This is a genomic window from Muricauda sp. MAR_2010_75, assembly GCF_000745185.1.
Classification (GTDB): Bacteria; Bacteroidota; Bacteroidia; order Flavobacteriales; family Flavobacteriaceae; genus Flagellimonas.
Map to the genome: position 1 here is coordinate 825,496 of NZ_JQNJ01000001.1, position 17,323 is coordinate 842,818.

15 protein-coding genes and 1 tRNA gene are annotated in these 17,323 nt (G+C 43.0%); 7 read left to right on the forward strand and 9 right to left on the reverse strand.

Annotated elements, in window-relative coordinates:
- Positions 1 to 2,373 (forward strand): penicillin-binding protein 1C, encoded by a 2,373-nt coding sequence (gene pbpC, locus FG28_RS03685; RefSeq protein WP_036380090.1) that lies wholly within the window; start codon positions 1 to 3, stop codon positions 2,371 to 2,373.
- Here the strand turns inward: pbpC and FG28_RS03690 are convergent.
- Together FG28_RS03690 and der are read right to left on the reverse strand one after the other, a co-directional pair.
- Complete coding sequence (locus FG28_RS03690) at positions 2,370 to 2,957, reverse strand: hypothetical protein (RefSeq protein WP_051947170.1); 588 nt, start codon at positions 2,955 to 2,957, stop codon at positions 2,370 to 2,372. The two genes, pbpC and FG28_RS03690, sit on opposite strands and share 4 nt — an antisense overlap.
- Before the next feature lie 36 nt (positions 2,958 to 2,993).
- Complete coding sequence (gene der / locus FG28_RS03695) at positions 2,994 to 4,295, reverse strand: ribosome biogenesis GTPase Der (RefSeq protein WP_036380092.1); 1,302 nt, start codon at positions 4,293 to 4,295, stop codon at positions 2,994 to 2,996.
- A gap of 76 nt (positions 4,296 to 4,371) precedes the next feature.
- On the opposite strand from der, the gene FG28_RS03700 reads away from it, so the two are divergent.
- The gene (locus FG28_RS03700) at positions 4,372 to 4,875 is read left to right on the forward strand and encodes a hypothetical protein (RefSeq protein ID WP_036380093.1); all 504 of its coding nucleotides are present in this window, start codon (positions 4,372 to 4,374) and stop codon (positions 4,873 to 4,875) included.
- A gap of 3 nt (positions 4,876 to 4,878) precedes the next feature.
- Here FG28_RS03700 and era read toward each other — a convergent pair whose 3' ends face one another.
- From era to FG28_RS20565, 3 genes are read right to left on the reverse strand one after another with little or no spacing between them, the layout of a single operon-like run.
- Positions 4,879 to 5,760: a GTPase Era gene (gene era / locus FG28_RS03705; protein ID WP_036380095.1), complete on the reverse strand. Its 882-nt coding sequence runs from the start codon at positions 5,758 to 5,760 to the stop codon at positions 4,879 to 4,881.
- A complete protein-coding gene (locus FG28_RS03710; protein ID WP_036380098.1) occupies positions 5,750 to 7,114 on the reverse strand; it encodes a sodium:alanine symporter family protein in 1,365 nt (454 codons plus the stop codon). The genes era and FG28_RS03710 overlap by 11 nt, the downstream gene beginning before the upstream one ends.
- 27 nt (positions 7,115 to 7,141) lie before the next feature.
- Positions 7,142 to 7,378 (reverse strand): hypothetical protein, encoded by a 237-nt coding sequence (locus tag FG28_RS20565; protein ID WP_156102196.1) that lies wholly within the window; start codon positions 7,376 to 7,378, stop codon positions 7,142 to 7,144.
- Between FG28_RS20565 and FG28_RS03715 the strand changes: the two genes are divergently transcribed.
- Positions 7,343 to 7,415: transfer RNA gene (locus tag FG28_RS03715), tRNA-Met, on the forward strand. The genes FG28_RS20565 and FG28_RS03715 overlap by 36 nt on opposite strands.
- A 198-nt stretch (positions 7,416 to 7,613) precedes the next feature.
- Here FG28_RS03715 and FG28_RS03720 read toward each other — a convergent pair.
- Positions 7,614 to 7,805: a hypothetical protein gene (locus tag FG28_RS03720; protein WP_036380100.1), complete on the reverse strand. Its 192-nt coding sequence runs from the start codon at positions 7,803 to 7,805 to the stop codon at positions 7,614 to 7,616.
- A 125-nt stretch (positions 7,806 to 7,930) separates the two neighbouring features.
- Between FG28_RS03720 and FG28_RS03730 the strand changes: the two genes are divergently transcribed.
- A protein-coding gene (locus FG28_RS03730) for an IS3 family transposase (RefSeq protein WP_231562584.1) occupies positions 7,931 to 9,069 on the forward strand; the annotation gives its coding sequence in 2 pieces (ribosomal slippage) (positions 7,931 to 8,192 and positions 8,192 to 9,069; 1,140 coding nt in all).
- A gap of 155 nt (positions 9,070 to 9,224) precedes the next feature.
- On the opposite strand, the gene FG28_RS03735 is transcribed toward FG28_RS03730, so the two are convergent.
- Positions 9,225 to 10,067: an endonuclease/exonuclease/phosphatase family protein gene (locus FG28_RS03735; protein ID WP_036380102.1), complete on the reverse strand. Its 843-nt coding sequence runs from the start codon at positions 10,065 to 10,067 to the stop codon at positions 9,225 to 9,227.
- Between the two features lie 292 nt (positions 10,068 to 10,359).
- Here FG28_RS03735 and FG28_RS03740 point away from each other — a divergent pair, with 292 nt between their 5' ends.
- Together FG28_RS03740 and FG28_RS03745 are read left to right on the forward strand one after the other, a co-directional pair.
- Entirely contained in the window at positions 10,360 to 12,597 is a 2,238-nt protein-coding gene (locus FG28_RS03740) for a PQQ-binding-like beta-propeller repeat protein (RefSeq protein WP_051947171.1), read from the forward strand.
- Between the two features lie 74 nt (positions 12,598 to 12,671).
- Positions 12,672 to 13,877 carry a cupin domain-containing protein gene (locus tag FG28_RS03745; protein ID WP_036380104.1) on the forward strand — a complete coding sequence of 402 codons (1,206 nt, stop codon included), beginning with the start codon at positions 12,672 to 12,674 and terminating at the stop codon, positions 13,875 to 13,877.
- Between the two features lie 46 nt (positions 13,878 to 13,923).
- Here the strand turns inward: FG28_RS03745 and FG28_RS03750 are convergent, their stop codons facing one another.
- Positions 13,924 to 15,861, reverse strand: coding sequence for an SMP-30/gluconolactonase/LRE family protein (locus tag FG28_RS03750; protein WP_051947563.1), 1,938 nt, complete (start codon positions 15,859 to 15,861; stop codon positions 13,924 to 13,926).
- A gap of 319 nt (positions 15,862 to 16,180) precedes the next feature.
- Between FG28_RS03750 and FG28_RS03755 the strand changes: the two genes are divergently transcribed.
- Positions 16,181 to 17,059 carry an AraC family transcriptional regulator gene (locus tag FG28_RS03755; protein WP_051947564.1) on the forward strand — a complete coding sequence of 293 codons (879 nt, stop codon included), beginning with the start codon at positions 16,181 to 16,183 and terminating at the stop codon, positions 17,057 to 17,059.
- A gap of 72 nt (positions 17,060 to 17,131) precedes the next feature.
- Here the strand turns inward: FG28_RS03755 and FG28_RS03760 are convergent, their stop codons facing one another.
- On the reverse strand, positions 17,132 to 17,314 hold the full coding sequence (locus FG28_RS03760) for a CPXCG motif-containing cysteine-rich protein (RefSeq protein WP_036380105.1): 183 nt from the start codon (positions 17,312 to 17,314) through the stop codon (positions 17,132 to 17,134).
- Positions 17,315 to 17,323: the final 9 nt, after the last annotated feature.

The following is a 17,323-nucleotide window of genomic DNA, read 5'->3' on the forward strand; positions in this document are numbered from 1 at the left end:
ATGAAAGATTTTTGGTCGCCAGTAAAAAAGATAGTCGCCAAGCACAAAATCAAGTTGGGCGTGTTAACCCTTGTTTTGGTTTTGTGGTTGTTCTGTCTGCCCAAAAATCTGTTTGAAGACCCTAAGTCGACCGTAGTGAATGCGTCCGACGGTAGCTTGATTGGAGCACGGATTGCCAATGATGGGCAATGGCGATTTCCACAACTGGATTCAATCCCACACCGATTTGAGCAATGCATTTTGTTGTTTGAGGATGAATATTTTTATCAACATCCCGGCTTCAACCCTGTCTCCATCATCAAGGCCATTGGGCATAATCTTACCAAAGAGACTCGAAGAGGTGGGAGCACCATCACCCAACAGGTTATTCGTCTTAGCCGAAAAAATCAAAGTCGCACCTATTGGGAAAAGTGTATCGAGATTTTTATGGCCACTCGTCTCGAATTACGTCATTCCAAAGAAGAAATTCTGAATCTGTATGCGTCCCATACGCCCTACGGTGGTAATGTAGTGGGGCTGGAAACCGCTGCTTGGCGCTATTTTGGGATTCCCGCCCACGAACTAAGTTGGGGGCAATCCGCCGCATTGGCCGTTTTGCCCAATGCCCCTGCATTGATTTTCCCCGGACGTAACGAACAAGAATTCTTGGAAAAACGAAATCGGCTACTAAAAAAATTATGGGATAAGGGTACCCTGGACCAAACTGCGTATGAATTGGCGGTGGCCGAACCGCTTCCCCAAAAGCCCTTCCCACTGCCCGATGTTGCCCCGCACCTTACGGAACGTATTCGAATTGAACATCCGGGTGAGCGTATCACCACTTCTATTCAAAGACCGTTGCAGCAACAACTCAATCTGTTGGCGGAACGCCATTATCAACAGTTGAAAAGCAATGAAATCCACAACTTGGCCATTTTGGTCTTGGATGTGGAATCTCGAAAAGTGTTGGGTTATGTGGGAAATTCCCCTTCGGGGAAAGCACATGGCAATTATGTGGATATCATCACCAAAAATCGAAGTACAGGGAGCACGCTGAAGCCTTTTTTGTTTGCCTCCTTGTTGGATGAAGGCCAAGTATTACCTCATAGTTTGGTGGAAGACGTCCCCACCGTCATCAATGGGTACAATCCACAAAATTTTGACAAAAAACATGTGGGTGCCGTACCTGTGAGCAGAGCGCTCTCCCGTTCGTTGAATGTTCCTGCGGTACGATTACTACGGGAATACGGCCTCCAAAAATTCTACAACAAGCTGCACAAAATGAATTTGGAATCTTTGAACAAACCTTCTTCCTACTATGGTCTCTCCCTCATTCTTGGAGGAGCGGAAAGTTCCCTTTGGGAAATGACGCAGACCTATGCTTCGCTTGCTTCGACCTTGAACCATTTTGCGGAAAATTCCAGCACCTATTACCCAAATGAGTTTGTCACACCCGCCTATCTCGCTAACCAAACTATTGATTTTGGCGAGCAACAGTTTAACCCCACTGTTTTGGGAGCTGGGGCCATTTACAGCACGTTTCAAGCCATGTACGAGGTCAACCGCCCTGAAGGGGATGAGAATTGGCACTTTTTTGATTCCTCCCAGCCCATTGCTTGGAAAACAGGGACCAGTTTTGGGTTTAAGGATGCTTGGGCCGTAGGGGTCACCCCAAAATACGCCATTGGCGTCTGGGCTGGAAATGCGGATGGTGAAGGAAGACCAGGACTAACGGGAATTACCGCCGCCGCTCCCCTGCTTTTTGATGTGTTGGATGCGCTGCCCCACAGCGGATGGTTCCAAGAACCTTTTGATGATTTGGTGGAAGTGGAGGTTTGTACTGAAAGCGGCTATCGAGCTTCCGTATATTGTGATGAAACGAAAAAAGAGCTTGTCCCCACCCACGGCACCCGAGGCGGGCCTTGCCCCTATCATCACCAAATGTTTTTGGATGCTTCGGAAAAATTCAGGGTGAATTCTGATTGCTATCCGTTGGAAAATATGGTGGCCAAAAACTGGTTTATGCTACCTCCCGTTTTGGAATACTATTATGCTACTTCCAATCCCAATTACAAACCATTACCACCCTATTTGCAAGGATGTTCCTCCTTGGAAAACCAGCGTATGGAGTTTCTCTATCCGAAAAAAAATCAAGCCGTGCTCCTTCCCAAGGATTTGGGCACCACCACCTCAGATGTCATTTTAAAATTGGCCCATCAACAATCAGACGTCGTGGTGTATTGGTATTTGGATGAAACTTATGTCGGCAAAACCGAAAATTTCCATGAACTCTTGTTGGACATTCAACCCGGGGAATATACTTTGACGGTGGTGGATAGTGAAGGAAACCGTATGCAGCAACAGATGGAGGTAAGACAGGCTTCGGGGGATTAATCGTTTAATTTAACTCTTTCTAAAGAGCTTTTATATGTGGTGTATTTTTCAATGGCTTTTATATAATTTATTGAGCCATCCATTGTCATATCATCTACAAAGCCGTCCAGATCAGGATAATTATCCCTTATCCAACTAACCAAGGAGTCTCTTTCTTGGCTCCAAGCCTCCCAATCAACATCAATGTAATCCAAATCCTCCGTCTTTGAGATTTTTCCTGAATCAAAGGATACTTTGACCTTATAGACCAAAGGGTTGTTCTTCAAATACTCATTACGAATATTATCTTGGGCAACAGTCACAATAATATCATTGTTCTTTTCTTCTAATTCAAGTACCTCATAAGTTGGTTTAAATATTGAATCCCATTTAAAAAATTCATAGAAACTTTCGTGGTTATAGGATGTAGCATAATCTCCAGAGAGCATCGTAATACTATCATTTATTAGAGCTTTTATTTCATTGTAATTGGATGAATCAAAAGCATCATAATATCTAGTTACGGTTTCTTGATGAGATATTTTTTTGTTATTGCATCCAACCAATAAAACCAGAAGAAATAGTCCGGGAAGCTTATTTTTCATTGCTTTTGTATTTGACTTTTTGCAATCAAATTAATGTTACTTCTTCCGCATAAAAATAGTGATGGGCACTCCAGTAAAATCAAAATGCTCCCGGAGTTTGTTTTCCAAGAAACGCTTGTACGGGTCACGGACGTATTGGGGCAAATTGCAGAAAAAGGCAAACTGCGGATAAGGCGTTGGCAGTTGGGTGCAAAACTTGATTTTCACATATTTTCCCTTATACGCCGGAGGTGGGGTATGCTCAATAATGGGCAACATGACATCGTTCAATTTTCGGGTCACGATTTTCTTTGAACGGTTTTTATAGACCTCCACAGCAGTTTCTATCGCCTTGAAAATACGTTGCTTGTTCAATACCGAAATAAAAAGAATGGGGACATCCTCAAAAGGCGAAATGGCTTCTTTTATCTTGGTCGTATACTCTTTTACCGAATTGGTTTCCTTTTCCACCAAATCCCATTTGTTCACCAGAATCACAATACCTTTATTGTTGCGCTGGGCCAACCAAAAAATATTTTCCACCTGTCCATCAAAACCACGGGTCGCATCTAACATCAAAATACAGACATCGCAATGCTCAATGGCACGCACGGAACGCATTACGGAGTAAAATTCCAAATCTTCCTTGACCTTGGATTTCCGTCGGATTCCTGCCGTATCCACCAAATTGAATTCAAATCCAAATTGATTGTATTTGGTATCGATACTGTCACGGGTGGTTCCAGCAATATCGGTGACAATGTATCGGTCCTTCCCAATCAAGGCATTGATAAAGGACGATTTTCCAGCGTTGGGTCGACCCACTACAGCAAAGCGTGGGAGTTCACTCTCTTCTTCGGTTTTTTCTGGAAGCACTTTGACCAAGGCATCCAGCAGTTCCCCAGTTCCGCTTCCATTGATACTGGATAATGTGAAGTATTCGCCCAGCCCCAAAGCATAAAATTCAACGGCATCTGCCATTCGCTGGGCGTTATCCACTTTGTTCACGGCCAAAAAAACGGGCTTGTCCACCTTTCTGAGCAGCTTGGCCACGTCCTCGTCCATTCCGGTGACCCCAGATTCCACATCTACCATAAAAATGATGGCATCCGCCTCATCAATGGCCAATTCTACCTGCTTATCGATTTCTTTTTCAAAAACGTCATCGCTCCCCAAGACATAGCCACCGGTATCAATCAAAGAAAATTCCTTGCCGTTCCAGTCGCTTTTTCCATAGTGACGATCACGGGTAACACCGCTCACGGCGTCCACGATGGCCTCTCGGCGCTGAATCAATCGATTAAAAAACGTAGACTTTCCTACATTGGGTCTCCCCACAATGGCCACAATAGCTCCCATCTGCCTTATTTTTTGGCAAAAGTACCATTTATTATGAAGAAAAAATGATACCTTTTTTCATCTATTTCAATATGTTATGAGCGATTTCACCAACGAAATTGTATTGCGGCCCCGATTTCAGGTTGCCCTAAAAACCGATATTGACCATTTAAAAACAATTTTTGACCAAACGGAGGAAGAATCTTTTGTGGTCAAACGGTTGGATGAACACATTTATATTAAGTTCAGAAACTCTGAAATTACCTTTTGGTCACCTCAACTGCATTTAGAACTTACCTCGTTTGAAGAAGGTATTACCAAAATCCATGGAGTTTTTGGTCCCAACCCAACGCTTTGGACCTTTTTTATGTTCTTGCATTTTGGGGTGGGCACCCTTTTTGTTATTTTGGGCATTTTTGCCTATTCCAACCATTCTTTGGGCAAAGATGTGACCTTCTGGTTGGTGGGCATGTTCTTTTTAACCGTGATTTGGTTCGCTCTTTACGCCTTTGGTCGTATGGGAAGGGCCAAGGGGAAACCTCAAATGGAACAGTTAAAAACGTTTATCCGACAAAAAATTTCAGGATTTCAACGGGGGTAACATTTAACCGTTGTACCCAAATCTCCGAAGTTGTTGCGAATTGCTCCGCCAGTTTTTATTGACCTTCACATACAATTCGATGTGGACCTGTTTGTCAAAGAATTTTTCCAAGTCTTTTCTGGATTCAACCCCTACTCTTTTTAACGCACTCCCTTTATGCCCGATGATGATGCCTTTTTGGGTATCACGTTCCACCATGATCACGGACCGGATTCGGATGATGTCGTCATCTTCCAAAAATTCTTCGGTCTCCACCTCAACGGAATATGGGATTTCCTTTTTATAGTGCAGTAATATTTTCTCGCGGATGGTCTCATTGACAAAAAAGCGTTCGGGTTTATCGGTGAGTTGATCCTTGGGATAGTACGGAGGAGCCTCTGGAAGCAATTCCAAAATTCGTTCAAAAACTTCCTTTACATTGAAATTTTCCAATGCTGAAATGGGATGGATTTCTGCCTTGGGCAACAAGCTTTGCCAGTGTTGCATTTGTGCTTCCAAGGTTTCTTGGTCCGAAGTATCAATCTTATTCAATAGGAGTAAAACAGGAATTTTGCTGTTCTGAATTTTTTTAAAAAAAGCTTCGTCCTTCAATGCCTTCTCACCAATTTCAACCATATAAAGCAACACATCGGCATCCTCAAAAGCGGATTTTACAAAATCCATCATGGACGTCTGAAGCTCATAGGCCGGTTTTATAATGCCTGGTGTATCAGAAAGAATCACCTGAAAATCATCCCCGTTGACAATTCCCAAAATTCGGTGACGGGTGGTCTGTGCCTTGGATGTGATAATGGAAAGTTTTTCACCCACAAAGGCGTTCATCAAGGTGGATTTACCCACGTTGGGATTTCCAATAATATTTACAAAACCTGCTTTATGTGCCACCTTTTTTTATTTTTTGAAGATATTTTTTTGAAGCTTCGTTTACTTTTGGTGATAAATATAATACTGCTATCATATTGGGAATCACCATAAGGGCATATGAAAGGTCAATAAGATTCTTCACCAACTGTAGTGAAGCTACCGCTGCAAAAATAATCATGATTACGAAGAAAACATTGTACCATTTGCCAATTTTTGGTGTGGTCAAGAAGGAAAGACTCTTTACCCCATAATACGAATAGGTAAACAGGGTGGACAGGGCAAAAGCCGTAACAATAACCATTAAAAGGGTATCGCCAAAGCCAAAGAGGGTTTTCTCAAAAGCGGACATGGTCATGGTAATACCGCTACCGTCTTCAAGATAAGCACCGCTCAAAATAATGACCACAGCGGTAAAAGTGCATACCATTATGGTGTCGATAAAAGGCCCCAACATGGCCACCAATCCTTCCTTGGTTGGTTCATCATTCCGGGATTGACCATGGTACATGGGTGCACTACCCAGACCAGCTTCGTTGGAGAACATGGCCCTTCGCACCCCAATGATCACAAGACCCCAAAATCCGCCAGTAACTACGGTATCAAAATTCCAAGCCTCGACCAAAATCATTTTTAAGGCCGGAAGCACTTCGGAGGCATTGTTTATCATCACAAACAATACTGCCAGCAAATAAACTCCGACCATAAATGGCACTATTGCCGATGCCACCTTGGCTATTTTTGAGAGTCCACCAAAAATTACAATGGAGGTAACAATGGCCAAAAAGAAACCAATGCCCAATTTCCAGTTGAATTCACTGGTCACCAAAAGTGTTTCATGCGGTTCCACAACACCCATAAAGGCTTCTGTAAATTGGTTGGCGGTGAAGACGCCTAAAAATCCGAAAAGACCACAAATACTAAAAAATATGGCCATGGGCTTGGCCCATTTTCCCATGCCTTGGGTGATATAGAACATTGGCCCTCCTTGCAGTTTTCCATCTGAGTCGGTTGCACGAAACATAATGGCCAGACTTCCCGAATAAAACTTGATGCCCATCCCTAGAAGCGCCGTCATCCAAATCCAAAATACCACACCGGGCCCACCGTCATGAATGGCAATCGCTACGCCAGAAATATTTCCCAATCCGACTGTTGCGGCAACTGCTGCGGAAAGGGCTTGAAAAGAACTTACGTCTCCCTTGGCATTTTTGTCGTCATATTTACCAGAAACCACGGCAATGGCATGGCCGAAATACCGAAAAGGAATAAACTTAGAGTAAAATGCAAGAAAAAGTCCGCCCCCAATGAGCAAGATGAACATGGGCCACTCCGTGTAGGGCAGCATGGAGGATATGAATTTATTGATGGCTTCCATAAAGTCAAAAAGTCGAATTTATGGATTTTAGGTTGGATTGGCCGCAATGATTTTAGGAATATTGAATTTAGTTTGGAAATGACCCGAAAAGCGTTGTATATTTGCCGTCCACATCGCGGGGTAGAGCAGTATGCTTCGGCAACGCTCAGCACAGGGTCCGCTCGCCGGGCTCCTCGCTTTGAAAAATTGAAGTACAGTTGCAACCGTAGGCAACATTAAAATATAAACCGCGGGGTAGAGCAGTAGGTAGCTCGTCGGGCTCATAACCCGAAGGTCGCTGGTTCGAGTCCAGTCCCCGCTACTAGAACAGGCAAGGCCTCCGAGAAATCGGGGGCCTTCATTTTTTACCATGGGTACAGAATAGGTACAGAATCCAAACTTTTTTATTTTGGTACAAAAAATTTGATGTTTTTTGGTGCATTATGAATTATGGTGCAATAAATTAAAGACAATAACCTTGGTGAAATTGGAAAAGAAAGCAGTTCTATCTAAGGGAAGCTTACAAATCATCTATCCATTCTATAATTCCATATCGTGGATCCATTGGGAAGTCAGTTCCTTTTAATTCATCTGGCAATTCCCCAGGGATTTCTATTTGGGAAATTCCCTCTCTGACAATTTTCCATTCTATTTTCACAGGTTCGGTCATGCTTGAAATAAACTCTCCTTCTTTAAAATCATCACATGACAAATCCTGTCCAAAGGAGAGAAGTGAAGAAAGGAAAAGTGGGTGTAGCCTTCCCTAAAAATGTAGCCTTCCCTAAAAATAGGACAGTTTAAAATTCAGATTTTCTAACTTTAAATTTTAACTGTCACATGAAAAAAAGCAAGTTTACCGAGAGCCAGATCATCAAGGCACTGAAAGAGAACGAACAGGGCCGCAAGGTGGGTGACATATCCCGTGAGATGGGGATTGACACCAGCACTTTTTATTATTGGAGGAAGAAGTACGGGGGCATGGAAGTTGCGCATATGAAGCGCTTGAAGGAACTCGAGGAGGAGAACCGCAAACTCAAGCAGATGTACGCCGATGCCAGTCTTGACATCCGTATGCTCAAGGACGTACTGTCAAAAAAGTTCTAGGGCCTTCCGACAAGAAGCAGCGCGCCAAATATCTCCAGGAGGCCTATTCTGTATGTGTATCGCGTTCCTGTGGGGTACTGGACCTTGCCCGGTCGATGTGGTACTACCATAGCAGGAGGGACGACACCGAGGTCGTCGATGCCCTTTCCAGGCTGGCCGAAGAGCTGCCGACAAGGGGATTCGAGGTGTATTACAAGCGTTTGCGTCGCGAAGGCCGCAACTGGAACAGGAAACGGGTGTTGAGGGTCTACAGGTCCATGAACCTAAAACTCAGGAGGAAGCACAAGAAGAGGCTTCCTGCAAGGACAAAGAACCCACTGGGGGCCCCGATGGAGCTCAACGAGGTCTGGAGCATGGACTTTATGGCCGATGTGCTGTCCGATGGAAGGAAGATAAGGGTGTTCAATGTGATGGACGACTGCAACCGGGAGGCACTGGCCATGGACGTGGGGCTGAACTATCCGGCGATAAGGGTAGTGGAGACCTTATCACAACTGGAGGAGGAAATAGGCCTGCCAAAGACCATACGCTGCGACAACGGTCCGGAGTTCATATCCAAGGCCCTATCACAATGGTGCAAGGCCAAACGTGTCGAGCTGCAGTTCATCCAGCCCGGCAAGCCCATGCAGAACGGATATATGGAACGCCTGAACAGGTTTTACAGGGAGGATGTGCTCGATGCCTATTGGTTCAACGACCTCCACCAAGTAAGGGCACTGACCCAAAAATGGATGGAGGATTACAATACAAGGCATCCCCATTCATCCATCGGGGATATGCCGCCCAGGGAATACAAGAAACGTTTCGGGGAAGAATTCTTCCCCGAAACAGACAACATTAATGATAATTTTATGAATTTAGCGATGTCCTAAAAGGGGTAAGGCTACAGTAAGAATTTGGGAATAAGTATAAACCAACAAACATGCCAAAAAACATGTCACCTTAGTTCCCATATCCTTGAACGTTGAAGAAAGCCTTTTATTTTCAGAGGGTTATGTTAGATCTTGACAGAACCAATAGGTCAGACCTATTGGTTTTTAAATCTCAACTGGGCAAAAACCGGTAAGTGATCCGAAGGGTATCTCAGGTCTTTGGAATCGCTCAAAATGGCACTTTTAATGACCTCAATGCTATCCGGAGAAACAAAAATGTAATCTATTCTTCGCTCCACAGGTTTGGCAAAATCAAAACCATTAAAGGTTCCAATAGGACCAAAAGCATTTTCCCCAGCTGCAATATGGGCATCTTCCATTTCAGTTAAAATCACCTGTACCCCTGGGCTTTCACTCTCCAAATTGAAGTCGCCCGTTAAAATAACAGGTAGGTTAGATGGATTGAATTCCTTTATTTTTTCGAGAATCAGTTTGGAACTTTCTTCCCTGGCCTTTACCCCAACATGATCAAAATGGGTATTGAAAACCATGAATTTACTCCCATCTTCCTTGTTTTCAAAAAGTCCGTAGGTACAGATTCGTGGTAAAGCTGCATCCCATCCTTTGGATGGAACTTTTGGTGTTTCAGAAAGCCAAAAAGTACTTTCATCCAATACTTTGAGTTTGTCTTTATTATAAAAAATAGCGGTAAACTCGCCCCTATCGTCACCATGATCGCGGCCCACACCAAAATAGGTGTACTTATCCAATCCATCATCAATGGCTTTTAATTGATGGACAAGTCCTTCTTGCGTCCCAAAGACATCGGGTGCATAAAAATTTAATTGCGCTATTAGAAATTCCTTCCGATTGTCCCAATGGTTCGGTTTGTCATTGGGGTTATCATATCTAATATTATAGGAAATAACTTCCAAGTTCTGACCATTGACATTGAGTACAATGCCCAAAACAAATGCGATTAGTATACTTCTTTTCATTTCTATAGTTTTCCTTTGGTTCTATATCTTCGGTTTTTGACTTCTTATTAAGTCAACCTATAAATAGCTGCAAGCTATCCATTTTTTGATGTTTTAACGTTATGGTTTCTTTATCTTCTTCATTTTGAAAGCAGTGTCATTAAAAAAACACCATCTGTATCAAGTTTGACTAAGATTTCCCAAATAAATTGTATTTTTCGCCCCGTAAAATACTTGGACGCCCTTAAGTATTTTATTCCAGAGCAACGATAGAAAGGGCCAATGTCATAAGAATTAATAATTCTTACAAACAATGTATGCACGTTACTCTGGGGCTTATTACCCTTTATTTTTACTTTTCACAATTCTTTTTTTAATCGGATGCAGTTCCGAAAAACCAGAAAATCCACATACCACTTGGACACATTATGGCGGTTCTCCCGACCAGTCCAGATATTTTAATGCCTCCGAAATCACCAAAGAAAATGTTGATGAGTTGGAAGTTGCATGGGTCTACCCCACGGGGGATGAATTCAATTTCTTCAGTCCTATCATTGTTGATTCCACCATGTACGTCCTTGGAAAAAGCAGTTCCCTAATCGCTTTAAATGCCAAAACAGGTGAGGAAATCTGGATTCATGCCAATCTCAAGGGCATCACCCGAAGAGGTATCAATTATTGGGAAAGTCCCGATAAAAAAGATAAACGCCTGATCTTCACCTTGAACAATTCCCTTCAAGCTATTGATGCCACCACAGGAAAATCCATAATGGATTTTGGAGAAGATGGGTATGTAGATCTTCGGAAAGGGCTGGGCCGAGACCCATCAACCATCGTTCGGATTCAGTCCATGATGCCCGGCGTACTCTATCAGGATTTGCTCATTCTAGGTTCCTCAACTGGCGAAACGTATTTCTCCCCACCCGGGCATATAAGAGCTTATAATGTGGTAACCGGGGATTTGGAATGGACTTTCCATACCATTCCACAGCCGGGAGAGTTTGGGTATGACACCTGGCCCAAAGATGCCTATAAATACGCTGGGGGCACCAATGCTTGGAGTGAAATATCGGTAGATGTGGAACGGGGCATTGCCTATTTACCCCTTGGATCACCCACATACGATTATTATGGGGCAGACCGTTTGGGCAGTAATCTTTTTGCCAACTCATTGGTCGCGGTAGATGCTCGAACCGGGGAACGCCTCTGGCATTATCAAACCTTGCACCACGATCTTTGGGATTATGATCTGGCTAGTGCTCCACAGTTGGTTACGGTGCAACGCGAAGGGAAATCCATCGATGCAGTTTCCATTGCCACCAAACAGGGTTTTGTCTTTGTTTTTGATCGTGTGACCGGGGAACCTATTTTCCCTATTGAGGAAAAATCGTTTCCTCCCAGTAACATGCCCGGTGAAGAAGCATGGCCAACACAGCCCATACCCTCACTTCCCAGTTTTACCAGACATGAAGTTAATCTGGAAAATCTTAATCCCCATTTTCCTGATAGCATTAAACAGGCCTGGGTAAAACGATTGGATTCTTCAAAATCCCAGCTATACCTCCCCCCATCTGACCAATATGAGATCATAGCCATGCCAGGGGCACTTGGCGGGGCTAATTTTGGCAACACTGCTGGTAACCCATCCAAAGGAATCATGTACATCATGACCCAGGAATATGCTTCAACCTATCGGTTGAACAAGGTGGAGCCTCCAAAAGAGGACCTTTCCCAAAATGATGTGGACAGGGTACAAAATCTATATAGTTCCACATGTATTGCCTGCCATGGACAAAATATGGAAGGTGGTGCCGGACCTTCACTGCTGAATATTGGGCACCACATGGGCTATGACAATTTTAAGGAGGTTGTACTAAATGGTCGTGGGCAAATGCCCGGGCTGGTTCATGTGGATGAAGAATCTCTAAAGGCCTTGTTCAAATTTTTGGGTGGGAACCCTGTAAGCAACCCCTTCAGAAGGGTGGCTGCTGAGGAAAGCATCCCGGAAGGACCAGTGGTAGCTTCTGGTGGAGCTCCCATAAAACCTGATGCAAAAAGAGGCGCTCCCATGCGGGAATACCCGGAAGGCGCGGAGCATCCTGATGCACAATATACCACAGAATATGGATTGGATTGGCCTGCACTTATTGACCCACCTTGGTCTTCTGTATTAGCCTATGACCTAAACGAGGGAACAATAAAGTGGAAAAAGCCCGTAGGAATAGATTCATTGTATGCCAAAGGCGACCCAAGCAAAGGGGCACCACAAGGAATCCAACGAAAGGGAATGGTAATTACCTCCACTGGTTTGGTTTTTGCCACAGCAAAAGGTGCAAAATTGTATGCTTTTGATCAAGATACTGGAGAAACGCTTTGGGAAACCACAATGAGTCACGAATCCAATGCGCAACCCAGTATGTACACTCTAAATGGGAAGCAATACTTGGTGGTGAACGCCAATTCCAATTTTTTTAGAGGCACTTACGACCAGTCCAAAAAGCCTGGCGCTTTACCAAGGGGGTATGTAGTTTATGCTTTACCTGAAAAATAGTTCAGGGATGTAACCAAAAACAGTAATCATCGATCAATACAGTTTTGAATTTTAAACCAAAAAATTTCAATAGCATGAGAGCACTTTTTGCCATCATTTTGATTATAGTAACAGGCAGTCTATCTGCCCAATCGATACAGAACCGTATCATCCACAACGACCCATCAACTTACAGAGATTTGACATCGGTACATGCCGGTGCAGGAAGTATGGGGTTCACTCAGCTTATAGGCCGAAATGACCTTTCCACCAATTTTCTGTATCTGCACACGGGGACCATTGCCGGCAAGTCTGGAATTGGCCATCATTTTCATCATGATATTGAAGAAATGTATGTGCTTCTTTCCGGAGAAGCGGAATTCACCATTAACGGCAGAACCTCAACCATTAAGGCTCCTGCTCTCGTTCCTTGTAAAATGGGCGATTCGCATGCCATTTACAATGCAACAGACCAACCGGTACAGTGGCTCAATTTTGCGGTAAGCACAGTTAAAGGGCGGGGAGGTGCTTTTGATCTAGGAGATGACCGGGTAGGAGCAACCCTGGACCCAATACCTGTTTTTGTTTCAGGTAAATTGGATAAGGAGCTGCTAAAATCCGAGAGAACGCCTTACTCGGGTAAAGGTGTATCCTACAGACGGGTATTTGGGTCTGATGTCTTTTCTACCAACTGGAACGCTGTAGACCATTTGACCATTCCCGCTGGAACCAAGACAGACTCTCATCAGCTTGAAGGTATGGAGGCCGTTTATTATGTCATCAACGGCTCAGGAACAATAACTGCGGATGGCAAATCCGGAACATTTGGAAAGGACGATGCTTTCTTCGGAAGGGTTGGAGAGCATATTACACTGAACAACACTGGTAATGACACTGTGGAATTGTTGATCATTGGAATTTCCGCATCCAAAAAATGGGATATTAAAAAGCCATTAAAAGAGCCAAAGGCCATGGTTTTGGAAATGGATTTTGTGGTTGAAAAGAAAAATGCCCAAGCCTTTGAGGAAATGTACTATTCCATCTATGTGCCCGCCATGATTGTTCAGGATGGGTACTTAAGCTCAAAATTATTGCGCCTGTACTCTCCAGACCAAGCCAAGGAAATCGAAGCAGAACCCACTACCTACAATTACCAAATCCTCATTTCTTTTGAAACAGAGCAAAAACGACGTAAATGGGTAGCAAGCGACCAGCATCAAATTGCGTGGCCGGCTGCAACTTCCTTGGCCAAAGAATTCAAATGGCGTGGCTATTTTGTTATGGGCGATGATGACCAATAAAACCTACCAAATTAAGGTATAGGGTACACCCAATTTTTAAGGTCAATTATAAATAATTTACGAAGCCTTTCATATTGGTGCGTATCTTATACACTTTGTCATAACTCACCATGTAGAGAGTCTTCATATCCTCTCCCCCAAAGCAAAGACTGACAGGAAAACTTGGCAAGTTGATCATCCCCACATAATTTCCTTCGGCATTAAAGATTTGTACACCATAATATGTGGCTACATAAATATTGCCCATGGTGTCAATGGCCATACCATCCGCACTTGACGATTTTCCTTTGCGGTCCAACACTTGTCCGGTAAGGAACAATTTGGCGAATTTGCGGCCATTGGCAATGGTTCCATCTTCATTTACATCATACGCCCAGATGAAATTCTCCTTTTCACTGTTCACGGGATACCACGATTCATCATCGTAGCAATTGTTAATGTATAAGGTCTTTCCATCTGGAGATAAAAGGATGCCATTGGGCATGGCAAATTCGTTGGGCTCCACCAATCGCTTTACCTCACCTTTTGGAGTGATGTAATACACAGCCCTCCCTGGTTGAAACTTTTCTGCCTCCATGGTAAATTGTGGATCGGTAAAGTAAATCCCTCCTTTGGCATCCGTGATGATGTCATTGGGTCCATCGATGGGTTTTCCGTTATACGAATCGGCTATAACACGCACAACTTTGCCTTCGGTGGTCATTTCTACTACACGATGTCCAAGCATGTCACAAACAATTAGATTCCCATTTTTGTAGGGGTATAAACCATTTGCTTGCATTTTACCTTCGGTAATATTGCGGTATGAACCATCTGGGTCCAATTCAACAATGGAGCTTTGGGCTGGGTCTCCATTCCAATTTTGGTCAAAGTACATATTGGAAAAATAGATCTTCCCATTTAACCATTTTGGCCCTTCGCTAAAGGTTAAGCGGGGTTCGGTCTTGGAGCCATCCACCAATAATTCGGGTTCAGCATCCTTTGGAATGATTTTATGATACGCCTCTAAAGCATCCTTGTTCTTTTCCAAATAATCGTTTCGAGCGGGCCAGAAAATATCCAAAACATCAGAACCAACATCGCCAACCGAAGCACTGTGCACCATATTGCCCGGTACAAGAAGAGCATCCATGGCATCCATGGCAACGGGCGTGTCCATGGCTTTTTCTGATAAATTGCCACGCAATACATAAGTAATCTGCTCTTGCGGATGAATATGCGCCGGAGAATTGGTTAGTGGATCCATGGAAACAAAGCTGAGCTGTATGTTTCTCCCAGAAATAATCCGGGCATGTGCCCCTTCCCCAATTTTGGTGAACTGGATATCATAAAAATCATACACTTTGCCGGGCTCAATGTTTGGCGGATATATTTCATTCAGATCTTCCAAGGCTGAAGGCAAATTTTCCACACCAGCTTTTTCCAGATAATCCAAACGATAGGGACTATAAATTTCCATGATTTTGGCACCATCTGGACCCGCTTTGATGGCATTGGAACTGCCTTTTTCCAAATACACAAAATCAGTTCTTGGAGTACCGCTATGGGTTCCATCGGGTTCTTCCCTTTCTCTGGAAAGCATTGGTACAAACCCTCCATTGATCAATTGTTCAATGGAACCTTCCAATACAAAAAGAAAACGATCTGCAGGCAATTCTTCCTCTTCCACCACCGCATTTGGTTCAAGATTTAGGACACTTGTCATGGTTCCCTTAGACCAAAATACTTTTCCATTGACACCAGGTTGAATTTCGGTAAGGTCCAAATCCCCAAGATTTACGGCCTCACCTACCCTAAGGTTAGGTTCGATACCGTTTTCAGGTAAATTGGATAAATTTTTTACCTCCAATTGATGTTTTGCAATCAATTCTTGGTTCTCTTTGAACCACGCTGGTTCATTCGAATTTTTACATGCAGAAAAGATGGTCAGTGCAGTCAACGGCACCAACAAAACATGCAAATTCCTTACAAATAAGCTTTTCATTGTATTCTGATTTTGATTTTTAACTACACCTGTGAAATTAAGCATTTTGTCACAACTCTGGGTGTTTGTCCAAAGCCCCATCTTTTTCCTTTTCCATATCCAACAAAAAGTGACAATTGTTTTAGAAAAGGGTACAATTACCCAGACTTAAAATAATATCCGTTTGAGGGGTATTTGAGTGATTTTTCCAAAAAAATGGACTAATTGCAGCTTAGCCATTAGTTTATTACCCAATACTGATACTATATTATCCTCAAAATTGCATGAATTGAAAAATGTTAGTACTTTTTTACAAAGAAATGGTAAAAGTATTCCAAACATGAAAATTCTACCTTTTAAAATCCCCAAACCAGAGCAAGAGGCTTTGGTCTACCAAGAAGATTCTGGCCTACTTTTCTACGACAAACTGCATCAACATGAAGAGATACAAATAAGCTATATTGTCTCTGGTGAGGGGTCTATTGTAGTAGGTGACACCATAAGTGATTTTAAAGCCAACGACATACTTGTGATAGGCGAAAATGTCCCCCACGTTTTCAGAAGCGACTCAAAAGCGTCATCAAAATCTGTCATGTACACCTTATTCTTTACCAAGGAATCATTTGGAAAAGAATTTTTTACGCTTTCTGATATGACCCGGCTTCAAAACTTTTTTGAAGAATCCGGATATGGAATGAAAATATTATCTGAAAATGAACGACTCAGTTTACTTTTTGAAAACTTAAAAAACCAAAGTCGCATCCAGCGCATAGCCACGCTGTTGAATATACTGGATATTATGATTTCTTCGGACAAACAGCCCTTGTCCACATTTGTCTATCGGAAAAAATATACGGAAGATGAGGGCAATCGCATGAACAATGTCATAGATTATGCCCTGAGCAATTTCCATGAACCCTTTTCTTTGGAAATGGTGGCTGAAAAGGCCAATATGAGTAAAAATGCTTTTTGTCGCTACTTTAAAAAGCGTACCAATAAGACTTTTTTCCAATTTTTGATTGAAATCAGGATTGAGCATGCATGCCGTTTGCTATTTAAAGACAATGACCTGCCCATCTCGGAAGTCTCTGAACAGTGCGGCTTTTTGAACATTGCCAATTTTAATCGAAAGTTCAAGGAACTTAAGGGTGTCACCCCAACCCATTACAGGAAATTTACCATAGAAAAATGGAGAGACAGATACTCTAAATCTGCCTAGAATTACATTGATGCCATTGCCATAAAAATAGTACTGATGTACTTGTAGAGTTGACAATCTTGGCAGACAATCTTATTGACCCAATTCCCGAGCTTCAAAAGCCATTAATTCTTGATTTTTAAAATGGGCCCGAATTTCAATGGGATTACAACAGACCTCACAATCTTCCACATAGGTTTGGTCCGATACGGAACTATCCAAAAGAAAGGATATTTCTTCCCAGCAATAAGGGCATTGAAAAAAATGCTCGTACATAAGTGGTTA

What these genes read in the sequence shown, in the direction of transcription:
- pbpC (WP_036380090.1), top strand. Translation starts at nt 1, where the DNA reads ATGAAAGATTTTTGGTCGCCAGTAAAAAAGATAGTCGCCAAGCACAAA.
- FG28_RS03690 (WP_051947170.1), bottom strand. Translation starts at nt 2,957, where the DNA reads ATGAAAAATAAGCTTCCCGGACTATTTCTTCTGGTTTTATTGGTTGGA.
- der (WP_036380092.1), bottom strand. Translation starts at nt 4,295, where the DNA reads ATGGGAGCTATTGTGGCCATTGTGGGGAGACCCAATGTAGGAAAGTCT.
- FG28_RS03700 (WP_036380093.1), top strand. Translation starts at nt 4,372, where the DNA reads ATGAGCGATTTCACCAACGAAATTGTATTGCGGCCCCGATTTCAGGTT.
- FG28_RS03710 (WP_036380098.1), bottom strand. Translation starts at nt 7,114, where the DNA reads ATGGAAGCCATCAATAAATTCATATCCTCCATGCTGCCCTACACGGAG.
- FG28_RS20565 (WP_156102196.1), bottom strand. Translation starts at nt 7,378, where the DNA reads ATGAGCCCGACGAGCTACCTACTGCTCTACCCCGCGGTTTATATTTTA.
- FG28_RS03735 (WP_036380102.1), bottom strand. Translation starts at nt 10,067, where the DNA reads ATGAAAAGAAGTATACTAATCGCATTTGTTTTGGGCATTGTACTCAAT.
- FG28_RS03740 (WP_051947171.1), top strand. Translation starts at nt 10,360, where the DNA reads ATGTATGCACGTTACTCTGGGGCTTATTACCCTTTATTTTTACTTTTC.
- FG28_RS03745 (WP_036380104.1), top strand. Translation starts at nt 12,672, where the DNA reads ATGAGAGCACTTTTTGCCATCATTTTGATTATAGTAACAGGCAGTCTA.
- FG28_RS03750 (WP_051947563.1), bottom strand. Translation starts at nt 15,861, where the DNA reads ATGAAAAGCTTATTTGTAAGGAATTTGCATGTTTTGTTGGTGCCGTTG.
- FG28_RS03755 (WP_051947564.1), top strand. Translation starts at nt 16,181, where the DNA reads ATGAAAATTCTACCTTTTAAAATCCCCAAACCAGAGCAAGAGGCTTTG.
- FG28_RS03760 (WP_036380105.1), bottom strand. Translation starts at nt 17,314, where the DNA reads ATGTACGAGCATTTTTTTCAATGCCCTTATTGCTGGGAAGAAATATCC.